Raw genomic sequence first — 21117 nt, 5'->3', positions numbered from 1 at the left:
AAAAAACAGGTGTATCAGACAGATTGCAGGCGGGCGGGGTCAATATGGAACAGGGTAGAGAAGTTTTCCGTCGTGACACGGGCCAGTTCTTCGATACTGACGCCCTTCAGAACGGCCATGTATTCAGCCACGTCTCTGGTCATCGCTGGCTGGTTTTCTTTACCACGATGCGGTACCGGTGCCAGATAAGGAGAATCTGTTTCCACCAGAATACGATCGAGCGGCACATAACGCGCGGCATCCCGAAGCTGCTCAGCGTTACGGAACGTCACGATCCCGGAAAACGAGATATAAAACCCTAAATCAAGCAGTTTTCCCGCCGTTTCTCTGTCTTCTGTGAAACAGTGTAGTACGCCACCGCAATCAGTCACGTTTTCTTCCCTGAGGATCGCCAGCGTATCGGCACGCGCGTCACGGGTATGAACGATAACCGGTTTGTTGAGTTCACGCCCGATGCGAATGTGATGACGGAAGGACTCCTGCTGCAACGCCTTTGTTTCAGGCGTGTAGTAATAATCGAGCCCGGTTTCCCCCATGGCGACCACGCCCTCTTCCGCCGCCAGGCGGCGCAACTCCTCAACGTCGTACGCCTCGTCCTGATTAAGCGGATGCACGCCACAGGAGAAAACAACGTCAGGGCGGACGCCTACCAGTTCACGCATGGTGCGATAGCCCGGCAGCGTGGTGGCCACGGCAAGGCAAAATTTCACATCGCGGGCGGCGGCTTTTGCCAGCACGTCGTCCACGTCTTTATGCAGGGATTGATAATCCAGGCCATCGAGATGGCAGTGTGAGTCGACTAAAAACATAATGTCTCTCTCAGAGATGGGAAACAGGCGGTGTAACGCCTGGTTGCAGGTAATGTTCGATACGCAATAACTGGTCGGTCAGCACAAGCTCGCGATTGAGACCGGTTACTGTCAAAAGCTGTTCACGGCTCTGGCAAACATCGTGCAGAATTGCGCGCAACGTGGCGCCTGACAGGCGATTCGCCAGAGTATTCACCAGCGGCCAGACATCGGGATTGGTCAGTAGCGTGGCCCCCTGCTGGATCTTGAGCGCATCAAGAAGTAACGCGGCCAGCCAGTGCAGACGCCCGGCAACCTGATCGCTGTTGAGTGCAGGCAACACACTCAGCCAGTCGCGGCTCTCCAGCGCCGATTCTACAGCGCGGCACAGTGCTTCCCGTTGCGACCAGACATCAGGCTGCAGCAGTGCCAGCGCGGCGGCGGGTGCGCCACTGCTGAGACGCAGCGCGGACAACGCGCTATCCGGTGACGTTGTCACCTCTCGTTCCAGCCAGCTCAGCGCCCACGATTCCTGCGGGATCGCAAGGTGATGAAGTCGACAACGGCTGCGTAGCGTTGGCAATAATCGACCCGGATCACGACATGACAGGAAGAACCACGTTTTTTCCGGTGGCTCCTCCAGGGTCTTAAGCAGCGCGTTCGCCGCCGCCTCGGTCAGTAGCGCGGCGTCTTTCAGCCAGACGACTTTTGCGCCGCCCAGTCGCGCGTGTTCGTATAATTTTTCACTCACTTCACGCACGGCATCAATACCGAGCGCGCTTTTGCCCTTTTCAGGCTCCAGCGTGTAGTAGTCAGGATGAGTGCCTGCCTGCATCAGCTGGCAGCCACGGCATTTACCGCAGCTTTTATGCCCTTCTGGCTGCTGGCACATCAAAAAACGGGTGATGGCGTAGATCAACGCATCTTCACCCATGCCTGGCAATGCCTGAATCAGTAACGCATGATGCCCCCGTCCGGCCTGATAGCTGGAAATCAGCTGTTCAAAGTGCGGGCGCAACCATGGGTACCATTTCATGCCTGTTGCTCCTGTAGCCATTGTTTGACCGTTTCCTCAATGGAACGGGTCACCTCTTCCAGGGACTGGGTCGCATCGATTGTACGAATGGAATGGTCCTGACTGGCGAGTTCAAGATAACGCGCGCGGGTGCGATTAAAGAAGTCGAGCGACTCTTGCTCAATACGATCCAGCTCACCGCGAGCGCGCGCACGTTTCAGGCCCACTTCCGGCGTCACATCCAGATAGAGCGTCAGATCGGGACGAAAATCGCCCAATACCGCGTCGCGCAGCGTTGCCAGCATCGTCTGGTCAATACCTCGTCCCCCGCCCTGATACGCCTGAGTCGACAGATCGTGACGGTCGCCAATGACCCACTTGCCGGCGGCCAGGGCCGGTTTGATGACCGTTTCAACCAGCTGCACGCGCGCGGCATAGAACATCAGCACTTCGGCTTTGTCAGTGATAACTTCGTCGCCCACGGATTTGATATCCAGCACCAGGCTGCGCAGCTTTTCAGCCAGCTGCGTACCGCCCGGCTCACGGGTAAACACCATGTCTGCAACGCCAAGCGCTTTTAGCGTATCGATCACCACGTTGCGGGCTGTGGTTTTACCGGCGCCTTCGAGTCCCTCAATGACAATGTATTTACTGCGCATTTTTTTCCTTAAGTGCCTTCAGATAGTCCTGAACAGAGCGATTATGGCTGGCAAGGTTGGTGTTAAAGGTATGCCCCCCTTTTCCATCAGCCACAAAGTAGAGATACGGTGTTTTTGCCGGATGCGCGGCCGCCTTAAGCGAGGCTTCGCTCGGCGTGGCAATCGGGCCTGGCGGCAGACCGCTAATAACGTAGGTATTATACGCCGTCGGCGTCTCCAGATCTTTTCGTGTGATCTTGCCGCTGTAGCTCTCACCCATTCCGTAGATCACGGTAGGGTCAGTTTGCAGACGCATGCCAATGCGCAGTCGGTTGATAAAGACCGACGCGACCTGGTCGCGCTCTGAAGCCACCGCGGTCTCCTTCTCGATAATTGAGGCCATGGTGACAAACTGATTTTGATCTTTATACGGCAGGCCATCGGCGCGTCCGTCCCATGCAGCTTCCACCGCCGCGACCATTTTTTTGTGCGCACGCTTCAGGATCGCCACATCGGTTGTTCCCGCCGTATACATCCAGGTGTCCGGCCAGAACCAGCCCTCAACCCACTCCGGATGTTCAAATTCCAGTACCTCGGCAACCGTCTGGTAGCTATCATCTTTTAGCGTATGCTTAATATACGGTGCGTCACGCAGCTGTTTAAGGTAATCACTCAGACGCATACCTTCAACAAAACGCAGCGGGAACTGCGCTTCTTTGCCGCTTTCCAGCAGCTGCAGCATCTCTCTGACGGTCATGCCAGGCGTAAAACGATAGGTGCCGGCTTTGAAATGAGACAGATCAGGTTCAATACGCAATAACCACTGGAACACACGTGGGCGATTGATGATTTTGTCGCGGTAAAGCTGTTCTCCAAGCGCCTGTCGCCCGGTTCCCGCTTTAAGGGTAAATATCGTTTCGTCCTTAATCAGGATCTTACTGTCCGCCAGCTGACGAACTTTCCACACTCCTGCACCGCCAGCGACACCCAGCGCAACGATAAGGAGGAGGACAAAGCGTAACATTTTCTTCATGACTATCTGGTTTGCTCACATATCGGGGCTAAAAACTCAAACAGCTCGCGCGATGGCAAGCAAAATTGACCATAGGCGCGGACAGGTATAACCGGCATCAGTGCGTTGCAAATAACGATTTCATCTGCTGCCTGCAACGCCTCTTCGCGTGCGTTAACTTCGACAACGTAAAAGTCAGAGCGTGCCAGCTGCTGCAAACAAAACTGACGCATAATACCGTTGACTCCCGCCTGTTCCAGCGAAGGCGTGAAAACCGTCTTGCCCTGCCGCCAGAATAAATTAGCCGCACAGCATTCCGTAATGAACCCTTCGCTGTCAAGAACCAGCGCTTCATCGGCTGCCGTCTGCTCAAGATGAGTACGGATTAGCACCTGCTCAAGACGATTGAGATGTTTTATCCCTGCAAGCATAGGGTTTCTTCCCAGTCGTACCGGGCTGAGCGTCAGGGTAACGCCCTCGTCGCGCCAGCGTGGATAATGGGCAGGATACGCAGAAACTGACAGGATCCGGGTGGGATGCTGGCAACTGGCGCCGCTGTAACCGCGTCCACCACTGCCGCGACTGATAATTGCTTTGAGTACCCCATTGCGTTTTCCGGACGCAAGCTGGCGCATTTCCTGGCGCAATGTGTCCCATTGCGTAAAAGGGATCAGTAACGTCTCGCAGGCTGTTTGCAGACGGCGTATATGCGCGTCCAGCAGACATACGTCACCATCCACAATGCGCGCGGTGGTAAAGCAACCATCACCAAACTGAGTCGCCCTGTCGCTGGCAGGCAGAGAATCTTGCTCAAGGCCATTGATTAAAAACATGGTGGCTCCTTATGCGTGGGCGTTTAGTCTGGCAGGATGTCATGCAGCCGACAAGAAGATTAGCCTTAATAAAAAAGGCCCGACAAGCGGACCTTTTTTCACAGCCATAGGGTACGCAGATTCAGATCTTTTTGAAGATCAGAGAACCGTTAGTACCGCCGAAGCCGAAGGAGTTACACAGGGTGTACTCCATTCCACTCACCTGGCGCGCTTCGTGAGGAACGAAGTCCAGATCGCAACCGTCATCCGGATTATCCAGGTTGATGGTTGGCGGAACAGCCTGGTCGCGCAGCGCAAGAATAGAGTAAATAGACTCTACTGCCCCCGCCGCACCCAACAGGTGACCGGTCATGGATTTTGTGGAGCTGACCAGTACGCGGCTGGCAGATTCGCCGAAGATAGACTTCACAGCCTGAGCTTCTGCTTTATCGCCCGCTGGTGTAGAAGTACCGTGCGCGTTAACGTATCCGATTTGCGCAGGCGTGATACCCGCATCGCGAATCGCGTTTTCCATGGCCAGCGCAGCGCCTGCGCCATTTTCCGGCGGTGACGTCATGTGATAGGCATCGCTACTCATACCAAAGCCAACGACTTCAGCATAAATTTTCGCACCACGTTTTTTCGCATGTTCGTACTCTTCCAGAACGAGCATACCCGCACCATCACCCAGCACGAAACCGTCACGGTCTTTATCCCACGGACGGCTTGCCGCCTGAGGATTATCGTTGCGGGTAGACAGCGCACGCGCAGCACCAAAGCCACCCACGCCAAGCGGGGTACTGGCTTTTTCAGCACCGCCCGCCACCATAGCATCTGCATCGCCGTACGCAATCATACGCGCGGCCTGGCCGATGTTATGCACGCCAGAGGTACATGCGGTCGCGATAGAAATGCTTGGCCCACGAAGACCGAACATGATGGTCAGGTGACCCGCCACCATATTAACAATCGTGGACGGAACGAAGAACGGGCTGATTTTACGCGGTCCGCCATTCATCAGAGATGTATGGTTTTCCTCAATCAGGCCAAGACCGCCAATCCCGGAGCCGATAGCGGCACCGATACGGCTTGCGTTCTCTTCCGTAATTTCAAGGCCAGAATCCTGCATGGCCTGAACGCCAGCGACAATTCCATATTGAATGAAGGCATCCATCTTGCGCTGTTCTTTACGCGAGATGATCTCTTCACAGTTAAAATCCTTTACTAAGCCAGCAAATTTCGTTGCATAGGCGCTAGTATCGAAATGGTCGATTAGGCTGATGCCGCTCTGACCGGCAAGGAGAGCTTTCCAGGTGGACTCTACGGTATTGCCGACAGGAGACAACATGCCAAGTCCGGTCACAACTACACGACGCTTAGACACGTTTGTCCTCCAGGGAGGGATAAAAAAAGAGATTCGTGGGACTAAAAAAGATAAAACTCAGGCGGTCGAATGACCGCCTGGAGATGTTCACTTACGCCTGGTGGCCGTTGATGTAATCAATGGCAGCCTGAACGGTGGTGATCTTCTCAGCTTCTTCGTCCGGAATCTCAGTATCAAACTCTTCTTCCAGAGCCATTACCAGCTCAACGGTGTCAAGAGAATCTGCGCCCAGGTCTTCAACGAAGGAAGCGGAGTTCACAACTTCTTCCTGCTTAACGCCCAGCTGTTCGCCGATAATTTTCTTAACGCGTTCTTCGATAGTGCTCATACTCTTAAATTTCCTATCAAAACTCGCTTTCGCGATGGTTTTCGTAGTGTATAAAATGTTGAAAAATTTGCAACTAAATCCCGGCAGGTCTTACCACGATTTTACGTTATTTTGAGGCCAATCCCCCCAATAACGCAAATATTTTCGATCGTGATTAAACCATATACATCCCGCCGTTGACGTGGAGGGTCTCACCAGTGATGTAACCCGCTTCGTCAGAGGCTAAAAATGCAACCGCGCTGGCAATTTCTTTAGGGTCGCCTAAGCGGCCCGCTGGAACAGCTGCCAGCGTACCCGCACGCTGCTCATCAGTCAGCGCACGCGTCATGTCCGTTTCAATAAAGCCCGGAGCAACAACGTTTACAGTAATACCGCGGGACGCGACTTCACGCGCCAGCGACTTACTGAAACCAATCAGACCTGCTTTCGCCGCAGCGTAGTTAGCCTGACCAGCATTTCCCATGGTACCAACCACAGAACCGACAGTGATAATACGACCATGACGCTTTTTCATCATAGCGCGCATTACCGCTTTTGACAGACGGAATACAGATGACAGGTTGGTTTCGATAATATCGTTCCACTCGTCGTCTTTCATTCGCATCAACAGGTTATCGCGAGTGATCCCGGCATTATTGACCAGAATATCCACTTCGCCAAACTCTGCGCGAATATTTTCCAGAACAGATTCGATAGATGCAGGTTCAGTCACATTCAGTACCAGACCTTTACCGTTCGCACCCAGATAGTCGCTGATGGCCTTCGCGCCATTCTCGCTGGTCGCTGTACCAATCACTTTCGCGCCGCGCGCGGCCAGTGTTTCAGCAATGGCGCGCCCGATACCGCGGCTAGCGCCAGTGACCAGGGCAATTTTTCCTTCAAAAATCATGGTATTCCTCTTTTATTGCGAGAGTGCCGCTTCAATAGCTTCCGGCTCGTTAATCGCCGAGGCAGTCAGGGTGTCAACAATACGTTTTGTCAGACCGGTCAGGACTTTCCCTGGGCCGACTTCGTACAGGTGCTCAACGCCCTGAGAGGCCATAAACTCAACGGTTTTGGTCCACTGTACCGGGCTATAGAGCTGGCGAACCAGCGCGTCACGGATAGCCTCCGGCGTAGTTTCACATTTCACATCGACGTTGTTCACAACGGAAATCGTCGGTGCGTTAAAGGTAATTTTTTCCAGTTCAACCGCCAGCTTGTCAGCAGCAGGTTTCATCAGCGCACAGTGGGACGGAACACTCACTGGCAGCGGCAGCGCACGTTTCGCGCCCGCGGCTTTACAGGCTGCACCTGCACGTTCAACCGCATCTTTATGACCGGCGATAACCACCTGACCTGGCGAGTTGAAGTTAACCGGTGAAACCACCTGACCTTCTGCTGATTCTTCACACGCTTTTGCGATGGAAGCATCGTCGAGACCGATAATAGCAGACATGCCGCCCGTGCCTTCTGGCACCGCTTCCTGCATGAATTTACCACGCAGCTCTACCAGGCGTACCGCGTCAGCAAAGGCAATCACACCGGCACAGACCAGCGCAGAGTATTCACCCAAGCTATGGCCCGCGAGCAGGGCTGGCGCTTTACCGCCCTTCTGCTGCCAGACGCGCCACAGCGCAACGGAAGCGGTCAGCAGAGCAGGCTGAGTCTGCCAGGTTTTGTTCAGCTCTTCGGCCGGACCCTGTTGGGTCAGCGCCCATAAATCATAACCCAGTGCATCGGAAGCTTCACGGAAAGTCTCTTCGATTACCGGATAGTTTGCTGCCATTTCAGACAACATCCCAACGGTTTGAGAGCCCTGCCCCGGGAACACAAAAGCAAATTGCGTCATCTTTTAATCCTTATCCTAGAAACGAACCAGCGCGGAACCCCAGGTGAACCCGCCACCGAAGGCTTCAAGCAAGACCAACTGGCCCCGTTTGATTCGTCCGTCACGTACCGCTTCATCAAAGGCGCACGGTACTGACGCCGCAGAGGTATTGCCGTGGCGATCGAGCGTCACCACAACGTTATCCATCGACATGCCCAGCTTTTTCGCGGTCGCACTGATAATACGCAGGTTCGCCTGATGCGGCACCAGCCAGTCGAGTGCAGTGCGTTCAAGGTTATTGGCTTCCAGCGTTTCATCAACAATGTGTGCCAGCTCCGTCACTGCAACCTTAAACACCTCGTTACCTGCCATGGTCAGGTAGATAGAGTTGTCCGGATTCACACGGTCGGCGTTAGGCAGCGTCAGCAGTTCGCCATAGCTACCGTCAGCATGCAGATGCGTGGAGATGATGCCCGGCTCTTCAGACTGGCCCAGCAGTACGGCACCCGCACCATCACCAAAAATAATGATCGTTCCACGATCGGTTGGATCGCAGGTACGCGCCAGCACGTCAGCCCCGATCACCAGCGCATACTTCACCGCGCCGGATTTTACATACTGATCGGCAATGCTCAATGCATAGGTGAAACCTGCGCAGGCTGCGGCAACGTCAAACGCCGGGCAGCCTTTAATACCGAGCATATTCTGCACCTGGCACGCTGCGCTTGGGAAAGCATGTGTGGCAGATGTCGTGGCGACCACGATCAAACCAATCTGTTCTTTATCGATGCCCGCCATTTCGATAGCACGCTGTGCGGCTTCGTAACCCATGGTGGACACGGTTTCGTCTGGCGCGGCGATACGACGTTCACGGATACCTGTGCGCGTGACAATCCACTCGTCAGACGTATCTACCATTTTTTCCAGATCGGCGTTGGTTCGCACTTGTGTTGGCAGATAGCTGCCGGTACCAATAATCTTCGTATACATGTACGCTCAGTCACTTTTAGCTAATACAGATTCCAGGCGAGCGGCAATCCGCTGAGGGACTTGTCGCTGCACCGCCTGCACTGCCTGTTCAATGGCGACAGTAAATGCTCGCTGATTGGCGGCACCGTGACTCTTGATCACAATGCCGCGCAATCCTAACAGACAGGCGCCATTATACTGGTCGGGGTTGAGATGACTGAATCGCCGCGTCAGGCTTTTTTGTAACCAACGCTTCAATAAAATCAGCCACCAGGCGCTTTTTTTACCTTCTCCCTGCGATTTGAGGAGAGAAAGGAACATTCGCACAACCCCTTCCATGGTCTTCAACGTCACGTTTCCAGTGAAGCCATCACACACCAGAACATCCGTTTTCCCCGTCAGCAACTCATTGGCTTCGAGATAACCAATATAGTTGATGGAGGGAACCTGTTTAAGCAATTCGGCAGCCTCACGAAGGCTGTCCAGGCCTTTGGTCTCTTCTTCACCTATGTTCAGTAACGCAACACGGGGAGTGTTGATCCCGACCACTTCTTCTGCCAGCACCGACCCCATCACGGCAAACTGAGCCAGCATTGTACTATCACAATCGACGTTAGCGCCCAGATCGAGCACCACCGTTTTGCCCTTTTGCTGATGCGGGAGTACCGTCACCAGCGCCGGACGCTCAATGCCCTCAATAGGCTTGAGCAGTAATTTCGACAGCCCCATCAGCGCGCCGGTATTTCCCGCGCTGACGCAGGCCTGCGCACGTCCTTCTTTTACCAGCTCCAGTGCCATTCGCATAGAGCTGCCACGGCTATTGCGAATCGCCTGCGATGGCCGGGCATCACTGGCAATAACTGACTGCGCAGGAATAATCTGCAGACGCGAACGTTGTTCGAAGTCAGCTTTTGCAAGTAATGGCGTGATTGTGTCGGGATTGCCGACTAAAAGAAGTGTGAGTTGCGAATTAGAATTCAGTGCCTGCAATGCTGCAGGCACTGTCACGGAAGGCCCAAAATCTCCTCCCATGACATCTAACGCCAGGGTTAGACGTGTCAAGGTATCGTCGCAGCCTGGTTCGGTAAATTCCCCGTTTGCACGGGGAGTTCCTCACTAAGCCTAATCACGCAAACGCGTGATTACTTAGTGATAACCTTGCGGCCGCGGTAGAAACCGTCAGCGGTGATGTGGTGACGCAGGTGTTTCTCACCAGAAGTCTTGTCTACAGACAGGCTGGTAACTGCAGTCAGCGCGTCATGGGAACGACGCATGCCACGTTTGGAACGGGTTGGTTTATTCTGTTGTACGGCCATGGACCTTACTCCTCAATTACTTACGCTTTAAGCTGGCTAATACGGCAAATGGGTTTGGTTTTTGCGCTTCATCAGGCAGTTCCCCAAAGACCATGTCCGCCTCGGACACTTCACAGTGTTCAGAATCATGCACCGGAACCACTGGCAAGGTGAGGATGATTTCATCTTCAACCAGAGCCAGAAGATCGATTTCACCGAATTCGTTAACCTCAATCGGCTCATACGCTTCCGGGAGTGCCTCAGCCTGTTCGTCAGAACGAACCGGACTGAAACAATACGTTGTGTGAACATGCTGTGTGAACGGTTTCCCGCAACGCTGACATTCGAGCGTTACCGTCACCTTTGCATCACCGGTTAAAACGGCAAGGCGCTGGTTATCGATAGCGAACGACATGGAGCATTCCACATCACTGTCCACACTGACTACGGATTCGGCAATACGCTCAGCCTGATCGGAAGTATAGATACCTTCATAATCGAGGCGTTTTTGAGCCGTACGAACCGGATCAAGAGTCAGGGGTAATTTTACCTTTTGCATAGGGCGCGCATATTAACTTTGTAACGTCATATAGTCAAAGAAAAAGGCAACCAGGGCTGCCTTTTGCCAATTATTCGCACACATTGCGGCCTGTAGTTTAAAATGGCTGGCATCGATACGCTATATCTGGTGATAAAAATATGCCAAATCTCGTTCTCGCTTCCACGTCTCCCTACCGCCGAATATTGCTGGAAAAGCTCGGGATCCCGTTTGAGTGCGCCGCGCCGGACGTTGACGAGACGCCACAACCTGGCGAGTCGCCGCGTCATCTAGTGACCCGTCTGGCGAAAGAAAAAGCCCAGTCGCTTGCCGCACGATACCCTTCGCATTTGATTATAGGCTCCGATCAGGTTTGTGTACTGGATGGCGTCATTACCGGTAAGCCGCACACCGAAGAGAACGCCTGTAAACAGCTTATGCAGGCGCGAGGCAATATTGTTACCTTCTATACCGGTCTCGCACTCTATAACTCCGCCGCAGGCCACCTGCAGACCGAATGTGAGCCGTTTGATGTGCATTTCCGGCACCTGAGTGAGCAAGAAATCATAGATTATGTGCGTCGTGAACGGCCGCTAAACTGTGCGGGCAGTTTTAAAAGTGAAGGTCTTGGGATTGCGCTGTTCGAAAAACTGGAGGGGCGTGATCCGAACACGCTGGTGGGCTTGCCGCTGATAGCGCTGTGCCAGATGTTAAGACGCGAAGCGTGTAATCCGCTGACGGCGTGACCGTTGCGGCCTGATGCCCTCTCCCACAGGCAGAGGGTGCAAACATTAAAAACGGCAACTTCGTTGCCGTTTAACGTTTACCTTAGCCGCGCAGAACTTTCAGGCAGCGTTTCAACTGCTCATCCAGCGGCGCTTCAATACGTATAGTCTCGCCGGTATTCGGATGGGTAAACTTCAGCGCTGCCGCATGCAGGAACAGACGCGACAGCCCCGTCCCCGCCAGTTGCTTATCAAACTCCCTGTCGCCATAACGGTCGTCAAAAGCAATCGGATGGCCCGCAAACTGGGTATGCACGCGAATCTGGTGGGTACGGCCGGTAACCGGACTACAGCGCACCAGCGTGGCGAACTCATAACGCTCTTCCACTTTAAAGCGTGTCTCAGACGGTTTACCTTCCTGGCTCACACGGACGATTCGCTCACCGCTTTGCAAAATATTTTTCAACAGCGGGGCCTGCACCACTTTAACGTGGGACTGCCACTGACCGCGCACCAGCGCCAGATAATCTTTCTGCATCCCTTTTTCACGCAACTGCTCGTGCAATGAGCGCAGGGCAGAACGTTTTTTGGCGACCAGCAGCACACCAGAGGTGTCACGATCGAGACGGTGAACCAGTTCGAGGAAACGGGCTTCCGGGCGCAGCGCGCGCAGCCCTTCAATCACCCCGAAACTCAGACCGCTGCCACCGTGTACTGCCGTACCCGACGGTTTATTCAACACCAGGATGTAATCATCTTCATACAGGATCACATCACTCAGGGCGGCCACCTTCTGCAGCTTAGGCGACACGACCTCTTCTTCACGTTCGGCAACACGCACCGGTGGGATACGTACTTCGTCACCGGCTTCGAGCTTATACTCAGGCTTCACGCGTTTTTTGTTAACCCGCACCTCGCCCTTACGCAGGATTCGGTAAATCATGCTTTTTGGCACACCTTTCAGTTGGGTGCGCAAAAAGTTATCGATACGTTGCCCCGCTTCATCATCGGCGATAGCAACCATTTTTACGGCTGGAGTCTCTGTTTTCATGGTTGGCGATTCTAAATATCGTCAGGCATTAGCGCCACTCATTTTTCTATGCTTATATTTACTTTTATCCGGCCTGCCCCCCGTTTCGCGCAATCGATTTGGTGGTTATTAAACCAATCACCATCCTGAAGTGAAGAAACTGTGAGTAACCGGGTGATAATTGGTAAAAGTCATCTTGCTATAACCCGGCGAGCAGTGGAATAATGAAGCCGTTTTCCGCGTTAAATCCGGGTTTTGTAAGGATATCGACGGAATGACCAATTTTGTCTGACCGATCATCCACGCAGCAATGGCGTAAGACGTATTGATCTTTCAGGCAGTTAGCGGGCTGCGGGTTGCAGTACTTCCCGGTATAAGGATTGTTCTCTGGAGAGTTTTACCCAGGCAATTCCCCTGATAATTGCGCTGTTTTTCCGTATGAAATACAGGCAACCGACACTCTGCGCCTCTTAAGCGAGCGACAACCGTGAGGTTGGCGACGTGAATAGACACGAGGCCATCGGTTCATACCCCGGAAAGCGTCACCTTGCCCGCAGCTTTGTCGTCAATGTAAGAATAACGAGTAAGTTACGATGAAAAGAATGTTAATCAACGCAACTCAGCAAGAAGAGTTGCGTGTCGCCCTTGTGGATGGGCAGCGCCTGTACGATCTGGATATCGAAAGTCCTGGACACGAACAGAAAAAAGCGAACATTTACAAAGGTAAAATCACCCGCATTGAACCCAGTCTTGAAGCTGCATTTGTCGATTACGGTGCTGAGCGTCATGGTTTCCTCCCTCTGAAAGAAATCGCCCGCGAATATTTCCCTGCTAACTACAACTCTCACGGCCGTCCGAATATCAAAGATGTTCTGCGTGAAGGTCAGGAAGTGATCGTTCAGATTGATAAAGAAGAGCGTGGCAACAAAGGTGCCGCACTGACAACCTTTATCAGCCTGGCAGGGAGTTATCTGGTACTGATGCCAAACAACCCGCGTGCGGGTGGCATCTCTCGCCGTATCGAAGGTGATGACCGTACTGAGCTGAAAGAAGCGCTGGCCAGTCTTGAACTGCCGGATGGCATGGGTCTTATCGTGCGTACCGCCGGTGTGGGCAAATCAGCCGAAGCGCTGCAGTGGGACTTAAGTTTCCGTCTGAAGCACTGGGAAGCCATCCAGAAAGCAGCGGAAAGCCGCCCTGCTCCGTTCCTGATCCACCAGGAAAGCAACGTTATCGTGCGTGCCTTCCGCGACTATCTGCGTCAGGACATCGGTGAGATTCTGATCGACAACCCGAAAGTGCTTGAGCTGGCTCGCCAGCACATCGCCGCACTGGGCCGTCCGGACTTCACCAGTAAAATCAAACTGTACACCGGTGAAATCCCGCTGTTCAGCCACTATCAGATCGAATCCCAGATTGAGTCCGCCTTCCAGCGTGAAGTGCGTCTGCCATCCGGCGGTTCTATCGTTATCGATACCACGGAAGCGCTGACCGCTATCGACATCAACTCCGCACGTGCAACGCGCGGCGGTGATATCGAAGAGACCGCCTTCAACACCAACCTTGAAGCCGCTGATGAAATCGCCCGCCAGCTCCGCCTGCGCGACCTGGGTGGCCTGATTGTTATCGACTTTATCGACATGACTCCTGTTCGCCACCAGCGTGCGGTTGAAAACCGTCTGCGCGAAGCGGTACGTCAGGATCGTGCGCGTATCCAGATCAGCCATATCTCACGCTTTGGCCTGCTGGAGATGTCCCGTCAGCGTCTTAGCCCATCATTGGGTGAATCCAGCCATCACGTTTGCCCGCGCTGCTCCGGTACCGGGACCGTCCGTGATAACGAATCTCTGTCTCTCTCAATTCTGCGTCTGATTGAAGAAGAAGCGCTGAAAGAGAATACCAAAGAGGTTCACGCCATTGTTCCAGTGCCAATTGCCTCCTACCTGCTGAACGAAAAACGTGCTGCGGTGAGTGCCATTGAAGCGCGTCAGGGCGGCGTTCGCTGCATTATCGTGCCAAATGACCAGATGGAAACCCCGCACTATCACGTGCTGCGTGTCCGTAAGGGTGAAGAGACCAGCACGCTCAGCTACCTGCTGCCGAAGCTGCATGAAGAAGAGATGGCGCTGCCATCCGATGAAGAGCCTGCCGAGCGTAAACTGCCAGAGCAGCCTGCATTAGCGACCTTCATCATGCCAGAAGCACCGCCAGAAAGTGCCCTGGAAAAACCAGCGGCTAAACCGGCGGCGCAAAAACCGGAAGCGGTGGCAAAAGCCGAACCAGCACAACCGGGTCTGCTGAGCCGTTTCTTCGGCGCGCTGAAGAAGATGTTCGCGGGTGAAGAGGTTCAGCCGGAGCAGCCGAAAGAAGAGCCAAAAGCGGCCAAACCTGAGCGTCAGCAGGACCGTCGTAAGCGTCAGAACAACCGCCGCGATCGTAACGAGCGCAATGACCGTAACGAACGCCGTGACAATCGTTCGGACAACAATGAAGGCCGTGAGCAACGCGAAGACAACCGTCGTAACCGTCGCGAGAAACAACAGCAGAACGTTGAAGATCGCGAAATTCGCCAGCAGGCGGGCGATGAGTCTGAGAAGAGCAAACAGCGCGACGAGCAGCAGCCTCGCCGTGAGCGCAACCGTCGCCGTAATGACGAGAAACGCCAGGCCCAGCAGGACGTTAAAAACCTGAATCGCGAAGAGCCTGCTGAACAGCAGGAGACCGAGCAGGAAGAACGTACTCAGGTCATGCCACGTCGTAAGCAGCGTCAACTGACTCAGAAAGTGCGCGTCGGTGCACAGCCAGTGGAAGAGACTGTTGTTGTCGTTCCGCCAGCAGAGGAAAGCGTGCCGAATACCCAGCTGGCGAAAGTGGATCTGCCTGCCGTGGTTGAGAACAACGCCGAGCAGGATGAAAACGGTGAAGGTCGTGATAACGCAGGTATGCCGCGTCGTTCACGTCGCTCTCCTCGTCATCTGCGCGTCAGCGGTCAGCGTCGTCGCCGTTACCGTGACGAGCGCTATCCGACGCAGTCTGCTATGCCGTTAACCGTGGCGTGCGCGTCACCTGAAATGGCATCCGGGAAGGTCTGGATCCGCTATCCTGTTGCCCGTCCGGAGCAGGTTGTTGAAGAGCAGTCTGTCACCGAAGAGGTGATTGCCCCGGTTATCGCCGTTGAAGAAACGGTGACAGAAGCAGCCGTTGCAGTGGAACCTCAGGTGGTTGAACCGCAGGCTGTTGAAGCTGAAGCGCCTCACGCCGTTGACGTTGAAACCACGCATCCGGAAGTGATTGCCGCGCCAGTTGATGCCGCACCGCACTTTATCGCTGAAGAAGACACCGTGGTCGCTGAAGAGGTTGCGGAAGAAGTTGAACCAGCAGCTACTGTTGAAGAAGCTGCAGACGTGGTTGTCGAAACCGTCACTGAAGAAGTGGTTCAGGACGTTGAGATTGAAGCAGAACCCGTTCGTGAAGCCGCTGACGTAAAAGCACCAGAGGTGAAAGCCGAGCCGGTAGCCGTCACGCCAGCCCCTGTTCACGTTGCCACAGCACCCATGACGCGCGCCCCGGCGCCGGATTATGTGCCTGAAGCACCGCGTCACAGCGACTGGGTACGCCCTGCATTCAACTTTGAAGGCAAAGGCGCTGCCGGTGGACACAGTGCAACGCATCAGGCGACTGCACCCGCCACCCGTCCGCAGTCTGTCGAATAACGACACATAGCGTAAAAAGCCGACCTCCGGGTCGGCTTTTTTATTACCCGTTTACCGGCTTTCTCATCCCGGCAATGCCCGGCATCACCTGTTTCATCATCTCCAGAAAACGGCGTAATCGTGCCGGATAGTAGCGCGACCATGGATAAACCAGATGAACCGGCAGCGCCGCAGGTTGCCACTCCGGCAGTAAATGGATCAAGCGCCCTTCCTGAATATCCTCTTGTACCGTCCAGCTTGATACGACGGCAACGCCCAGACCTGTCAGGACCGTATTGCGGGCCACATAGAGGCTGTCGGTGCTCAGTCGCGGCGTAATGCTGATACGTGCTGACTGGCCCGTGCTCTCCTCCTGCAAATCCACATGACGTTGGTAAAACGTATTGATGGCAATCCACGGAAGCACCTGCAGATCCTCCGGCGTTTTAACCGGTGGAAACCGGGCCAGTAATGCTGGCGAGGCCACCACGCAGCGCGGCACCTCTGCCAGCAGCACGGAAACGGTCGCCGGATCAACATCGGCTCCCACGCGAATGGCGCAATCCAGGTTATCGCTCAGGAAATCCACCGACTTGTCATTCAACATCCACTCGACGGAGAGCTGAGGATAACGCTGCAAAAACTCCGTTAACGGTTTCAGAAGCTGATCCTGCCCAAAGGCGTGCGGCGCGCGCACCCGCAGAACACCAACCGGTTCATCTTCTGTCTGGCCGATTTCATCTTCCAGCGCCAGCCAGCTGTCAATGACCCGTCGGGCATGCTGATAGCAGCGTTCGCCGTCGTCGGTAAGTTTGGTCGCATGAGTGGTACGCAACAACAGCCGCGCCCCCAGGAGCGTCTCCAGAGACTGAAGACGGCGACTCACTGTGGCCTGGGTGGTTGCCAGCTGCCTTGCTGCCCCGGATAACGACCCGGCTTCCACAATGCGGACAAACGTCCGCATCAGCTCCACCCTGTCTATACGTTCAACTCGCTTCATATTTTTATCTGTCATACGTTTAACGTATAAGCGTTTTACCACCAGGCCCTCTACCGTCGCAAGGCGCAGTGATAAAAAATAGCCCCACACGATGAATGAGGAACGTCTTATGAACACAACAACTGCTCCCCACGCCGCCAGCCGCTGGGTGATTTTTATGCTGGCCTTAGGGGCTGGCTTTAGCGTGGCATCCATCTATTACGCACAACCTCTGCTGCCACTAATGGGCGCCGATCTTCACCTGAGCATCGAAGGCATGGGGCTGGTCCCGACGCTTACCCAGGCAGGCTATGCTCTCGGCATACTCTTCCTGCTGCCGCTCGGCGATCGTCACGATCGCAGAACGTTGATTCTGATTAAAAGTGCGGCCCTGGCCCTGTTTTTATTGGGCTGTAGCCTGACCGGGCAACTGCACTCGCTATTACTGGCAAGCCTGCTGATTGGTATGGCGGCGACCATGGCGCAGGATATCGTCCCTGCCGCGGCAATCCTTGCACCGGAAGGCAAACAGGGTAAAACCGTCGGCACGGTAATGACCGGTCTGTTGCTGGGTATTCTGCTCTCCCGGACCGTCAGCGGCGTGGTGGGCGAAGCCTTTGGCTGGCGCGTCATGTACCAGCTGGCAGCGGCAAGCATTGCGTTCGTCGGTGCTGTGATGTGGGCCGTTCTTCCGCGGTTTGCCATCCACTCCACCCTGAGCTATCCCGCGCTGCTGCGTTCTATGGAACACCTGTGGCGTCGTTATCCGGCTCTGCGCCGTGCGGCACTGGCTCAGGGTTTTCTGTCGATTGCCTTTAGTGCTTTCTGGTCTACGCTGGCGGTAATGCTGCTCGAACGTTATCACTTAGGGAGTGCGGTAGCGGGTGGATTTGGTATTGCGGGCGCCGCAGGTGCGTTAGCCGCTCCGCTGGCGGGTGGTCTGGCCGATAAACTGGGCGCCGGGAAAGTCACGCAGCTTGGAGCTATCCTGGTAACCGTCTCATTCGCCCTGATGTTCCTGATGCCGGCGTTGGGTGTTCATGGGCAATTGATCCTTATCGCCCTCTCCGCCGTTGGGTTTGATCTGGGTCTGCAGTCAAGCCTGGTGGCGCACCAGAATCTGGTTTATAGCCTTGAGCCACAGGCCCGTGGACGCCTGAATGCCTTGCTCTTTACGGTGGTTTTCATCGGCATGGCACTGGGTTCCGTGCTGGGCAGTAATATCTATACGCTGGCAGGCTGGACCGGGGTGGTCGCCCTTGCGACGGTGTGTGGGGTCATTGCACTGGTTATCCGCCTGATTGAGAGCGCTCGCGTCACCTCAGCACAGGCAGAAATCGCCTAAAAAAAATGCCCAATCCAGACGGATTGGGCAGTCAAAACATGCCCAGTTTCAAGACATGTTCCAAGAGGTGAAGATGTTATTTATTCAACTGGAACAGAGACATGCCCTGCATGTCGCTAAACGCCTTATAAGAGGCCTGCAAGGCTGCCTGCTGCATAATGTAAGAAGAAATCGCACTGTTCCAGTCAACATCGACCAGATCGCTCATCTGCTGAGTCTGCCCCAGGGCGCGGTCATCACCCAGGTTATCGAGTTTTTCCAGTTCGTTCATCTTGGTACCCACATCCGCGACGACGGTAAGGACATTGTTCTGGGTATTGGTGATGCCGATCTGTGCGTCAGAAATCGCTTTATTCTGCACTTCTGCTGCCGCAGAGTCGTTATCAACAGGAACCTTAAGCGCGGAAATCGCCGTGTCGAGGATCTTGAACATATTCGTCTCGCCATAACCGCCGCCAGGCAGTTCTTTAGCGTTACTGGTAATACTTTCAAAGATCTGCTGACCGGTGTGGCTAATCACCATGTTACGGGCGGTATCAACCTGCTGAGAAATGGCCTGCGTGCCCCCGTTGTAATCACCGGTCACGGAATCAAACGGTGGCGCTTCGGTCTTATAGCCAGCAAAAATATACCGGCCATTACCATCCGCTGAGTTTGCCAGGTTCATCAGCTGATCGCGAATACCCTGCAAGTCACTCGCCAGTGACAGGCGATCGTCATCACTTAACGTGCCATTTCCTGCGTTGACGAGTTTCTCTTTCGCACTGGTGATCGCCGCGTTAACCTGGCTCAGCACGTTATCTTCCAGAGAGACTTTTTGCGTGGCGAACCTTCTCGCCAGGGCAAACTGGCTATTCTGAGATTGCGACTGTGACAGCACAACCGCCTGCGACGCCGCAATTGGATCGTCTGACGGACGGTTAACACGCTTACCGGTGGACATTTGTTCACCGTAGCTCAGCCACTTGCTCTGGGAATCGGTGATTCCCCGCATGTTCTGGTCGTACATCATCTGGGTGCTAATACGCATTTTTCACCTCAGCCTTAGCGAATATTGATAATTGCATCAAAGAGCGTGCTGGCAGTTTGTAACACCTGCGCATTGGCAAGGTAATACTGCTGATAGCGCTGCAGGTTGCCATACTCTTCGTCAAGATTGACCCCAGAGATGGACTGCTGTTGCTTGGTCAATTGCGTCGCCACATTCGCTTTCGTTTCGCTGCTGGTTTTCAATGCTGCTGTTGAGCTGCCGACCGTACTGACCAGAGAAGCATAAGCATCGTTGAAAGTCTTATTCCCGCCGACTACCTTACTGTTTTGCAGATCGAGCAGTTTTTGGCCATTTCGGTTGTCGCTCTCGCCGCCGTTGCTTGCGGATGCCATAGCCAGTTTGGACTCATCTTTGAACTTGAGTTCCATATTGACGATGACATCAGAAACAGGCTTGACGATGAAGCTGTCTTTGGCGTTCGCGCTACCGGTCACGTTGACGCTCAGGCCATCAAAGGAGAGATTGCCACTTGCGTCCGGGGCCATGGTGAAGCTGGTTTTATCCGAACGGGTGATAGTCCAGTCGGTGCCGTTAAACTGCAGCTTATAATCGGTGGCCTGCACTTTGGTGCTGTCTGCCACAGTGGCCGTCATTGCAGCCGTACCGGTATTGCGGCTGTTGGTTACCACGGCTGGCGAACCAAAGTCGAACAGCTTGCCACCGGCATCGCCATTAGCATCAAACCCGGCTTCATGCTGCTTATTCATCGCGTCCGCAAAGGCCAGTGCCAGCTGGTTCAGGTTGTTACGTGCTTTATCCAGGTCTTCGGAGCGGAATGTTAATAAGCCACCCAGAGAACCGGTGGTGATCATTTTCTCAGGGATTTCGATATTGCCGGACACCTCATCGCTGAAGGCGATAGTCGTCCGGGTCGGATCGGCGCTGGATTTCACCGCGGCTAACTGGTTCGCTTTACTCCCCTGCACCAGGGTGTAACCGTTGCCAAACGAGACGTTATAGGTGCCACCGTCCTGAACAGCCACTTCAACACCCACAATTTGGTTCAGCTCACTCACCAGCTGATCGCGCTGATCCAGCAGGTCATTTGGCGATGAACCTGCCCCTACGCCGGTAAGACGGGAAATCTGATCGTTCAGATTCGCAATCTGTTTTGCGTAGTTGTTGATCTGCTCAACGCTTGACGCAATGGCGGTATTGACCTGAGAATCCTGATCGCGAAGATACTGGTCGTTCGTTTTAAACTGATTGACCAGACCATCCGCTTTTCCCAGCACCGTCTGTCTTGCGGCCGGGTCTTCCGCGTTGCTCACCAGCGTTTGCAGGCTTTTAAAGAAATCCTGAAGCGTCGTCGAAAGTGAGTTAGTAGAATCAGAGAGCACATCGTCAATTTTCGACATCTGCTGGTAGCGCGTCGTCAGACCGCTACTCTGCGTTTGCGCGGCGCGCAGCTGGTTGGTGATGAAAGCATCATACTCACGCTGTACCCCGGAGACATACACCCCGTTACCCACCCAGCCACCGCCGGTCAGGGTGCTGTTAGACGCACCCAGCACGGTCGTCTGGCGGGTGTAACCTGCCACGTTATAGCTTGAAATATTATTACTGACGGTATTGAGTGCCGCCTGTGCAGCACTGAGGCCACTCATGGCGCTGTTAATCAAACTGGACATGGAGGTTCCTTTTATTCGTTCAGACACGAGTCCTGATGAAAGTTATCGGCAGCCTCCACCGGGACTTGAGAAGTT

General features: G+C 54.3%; 20 protein-coding genes. 3 read left to right on the top strand and 17 right to left on the bottom strand.

The genetic code is table 11. The annotated features are described in order from the left end of the window. Nucleotides 1–14 precede the first annotated feature (14 nt). From ACTJJI_RS04475 to yceD, 13 genes are all read right to left on the bottom strand, one after another. Nucleotides 15–809 carry a metal-dependent hydrolase gene (locus tag ACTJJI_RS04475; RefSeq protein WP_014831453.1) on the bottom strand — a complete coding sequence of 265 codons (795 nt, stop codon included), beginning with the start codon at nt 807–809 and terminating at the stop codon, nt 15–17. 10 nt (nt 810–819) lie between these two features. Further along, nucleotides 820–1824, bottom strand: a complete 1005-nt coding sequence (gene holB / locus ACTJJI_RS04470; protein WP_014831452.1) for a DNA polymerase III subunit delta' — start codon at nt 1822–1824, stop codon at nt 820–822. After that, nucleotides 1821–2462 carry a dTMP kinase gene (gene tmk / locus ACTJJI_RS04465; protein ID WP_014831451.1) on the bottom strand — a complete coding sequence of 214 codons (642 nt, stop codon included), beginning with the start codon at nt 2460–2462 and terminating at the stop codon, nt 1821–1823. The genes holB and tmk overlap by 4 nt, the downstream gene beginning before the upstream one ends. Beyond that, a complete protein-coding gene (gene yceG / locus ACTJJI_RS04460) occupies nt 2452–3474 on the bottom strand; it encodes a cell division protein YceG (protein WP_395523496.1) in 1023 nt (340 codons plus the stop codon). The genes tmk and yceG overlap by 11 nt, the downstream gene beginning before the upstream one ends. Before the next feature lie 2 nt (nt 3475–3476). Beyond that, nucleotides 3477–4286: an aminodeoxychorismate lyase gene (gene pabC, locus ACTJJI_RS04455; RefSeq protein WP_014831449.1), complete on the bottom strand. Its 810-nt coding sequence runs from the start codon at nt 4284–4286 to the stop codon at nt 3477–3479. 121 nt (nt 4287–4407) lie between these two features. Next, entirely contained in the window at nt 4408–5649 is a 1242-nt protein-coding gene (gene fabF / locus ACTJJI_RS04450) for a beta-ketoacyl-ACP synthase II (protein WP_440653173.1), read from the bottom strand. 91 nt (nt 5650–5740) lie between these two features. Beyond that, nucleotides 5741–5977, bottom strand: coding sequence for an acyl carrier protein (gene acpP / locus ACTJJI_RS04445; protein WP_003857954.1), 237 nt, complete (start codon nt 5975–5977; stop codon nt 5741–5743). Between the two features lie 154 nt (nt 5978–6131). Next, nucleotides 6132–6866, bottom strand: a complete 735-nt coding sequence (fabG, locus tag ACTJJI_RS04440; RefSeq protein ID WP_440653171.1) for a 3-oxoacyl-ACP reductase FabG — start codon at nt 6864–6866, stop codon at nt 6132–6134. A gap of 12 nt (nt 6867–6878) precedes the next feature. Then, on the bottom strand, nt 6879–7808 hold the full coding sequence (gene fabD / locus ACTJJI_RS04435; protein ID WP_440653169.1) for an ACP S-malonyltransferase: 930 nt from the start codon (nt 7806–7808) through the stop codon (nt 6879–6881). A gap of 15 nt (nt 7809–7823) precedes the next feature. Next, nucleotides 7824–8777 carry a beta-ketoacyl-ACP synthase III gene (locus tag ACTJJI_RS04430; protein WP_014831446.1) on the bottom strand — a complete coding sequence of 318 codons (954 nt, stop codon included), beginning with the start codon at nt 8775–8777 and terminating at the stop codon, nt 7824–7826. A 6-nt stretch (nt 8778–8783) separates the two neighbouring features. After that, nucleotides 8784–9818: a phosphate acyltransferase PlsX gene (plsX, locus tag ACTJJI_RS04425; protein ID WP_440653166.1), complete on the bottom strand. Its 1035-nt coding sequence runs from the start codon at nt 9816–9818 to the stop codon at nt 8784–8786. A gap of 80 nt (nt 9819–9898) precedes the next feature. Further along, nucleotides 9899–10072 (bottom strand): 50S ribosomal protein L32, encoded by a 174-nt coding sequence (rpmF, locus tag ACTJJI_RS04420; RefSeq protein WP_003857964.1) that lies wholly within the window; start codon nt 10070–10072, stop codon nt 9899–9901. Between the two features lie 16 nt (nt 10073–10088). Continuing rightward, on the bottom strand, nt 10089–10610 hold the full coding sequence (yceD, locus tag ACTJJI_RS04415) for a 23S rRNA accumulation protein YceD (RefSeq protein ID WP_013097124.1): 522 nt from the start codon (nt 10608–10610) through the stop codon (nt 10089–10091). 140 nt (nt 10611–10750) lie between these two features. Here yceD and ACTJJI_RS04410 point away from each other — a divergent pair, with 140 nt between their 5' ends. Beyond that, the gene (locus ACTJJI_RS04410) at nt 10751–11335 is read left to right on the top strand and encodes a Maf family protein (RefSeq protein WP_047362211.1); all 585 of its coding nucleotides are present in this window, start codon (nt 10751–10753) and stop codon (nt 11333–11335) included. 82 nt (nt 11336–11417) lie between these two features. Here the strand turns inward: ACTJJI_RS04410 and rluC are convergent, their stop codons facing one another. After that, nucleotides 11418–12365, bottom strand: coding sequence for a 23S rRNA pseudouridine(955/2504/2580) synthase RluC (gene rluC / locus ACTJJI_RS04405; RefSeq protein WP_014831443.1), 948 nt, complete (start codon nt 12363–12365; stop codon nt 11418–11420). A gap of 572 nt (nt 12366–12937) precedes the next feature. Between rluC and rne the strand changes: the two genes are divergently transcribed. Further along, a complete protein-coding gene (gene rne, locus ACTJJI_RS04400; RefSeq protein WP_063427477.1) occupies nt 12938–16057 on the top strand; it encodes a ribonuclease E in 3120 nt (1039 codons plus the stop codon). A 43-nt stretch (nt 16058–16100) separates the two neighbouring features. Here rne and ACTJJI_RS04395 read toward each other — a convergent pair whose 3' ends face one another. Beyond that, complete coding sequence (locus ACTJJI_RS04395) at nt 16101–17129, bottom strand: LysR family transcriptional regulator (RefSeq protein WP_371335898.1); 1029 nt, start codon at nt 17127–17129, stop codon at nt 16101–16103. Nucleotides 17130–17145: 16 nt separating this feature from the next. On the opposite strand from ACTJJI_RS04395, the gene ACTJJI_RS04390 reads away from it, so the two are divergent. Then, nucleotides 17146–18360: an MFS transporter gene (locus tag ACTJJI_RS04390; RefSeq protein WP_319851586.1), complete on the top strand. Its 1215-nt coding sequence runs from the start codon at nt 17146–17148 to the stop codon at nt 18358–18360. A 76-nt stretch (nt 18361–18436) separates the two neighbouring features. Here ACTJJI_RS04390 and flgL read toward each other — a convergent pair whose 3' ends face one another. Together flgL and flgK are read right to left on the bottom strand one after the other, a co-directional pair. After that, complete coding sequence (gene flgL / locus ACTJJI_RS04385; protein WP_440653163.1) at nt 18437–19390, bottom strand: flagellar hook-associated protein FlgL; 954 nt, start codon at nt 19388–19390, stop codon at nt 18437–18439. Between the two features lie 14 nt (nt 19391–19404). Then, nucleotides 19405–21042: a flagellar hook-associated protein FlgK gene (gene flgK / locus ACTJJI_RS04380; protein WP_014831438.1), complete on the bottom strand. Its 1638-nt coding sequence runs from the start codon at nt 21040–21042 to the stop codon at nt 19405–19407. Nucleotides 21043–21117 lie beyond the last annotated feature (75 nt).

It is taken from the genome of Enterobacter sp. 22466, assembly GCF_052044775.1.
In the GTDB taxonomy this organism is placed as follows: domain Bacteria; phylum Pseudomonadota; class Gammaproteobacteria; order Enterobacterales; family Enterobacteriaceae; genus Enterobacter; species Enterobacter dissolvens.
The sequence above is the reverse complement of the archived record's forward strand: the minus strand, read 5'-3'. Positions and strand labels throughout refer to the sequence as shown.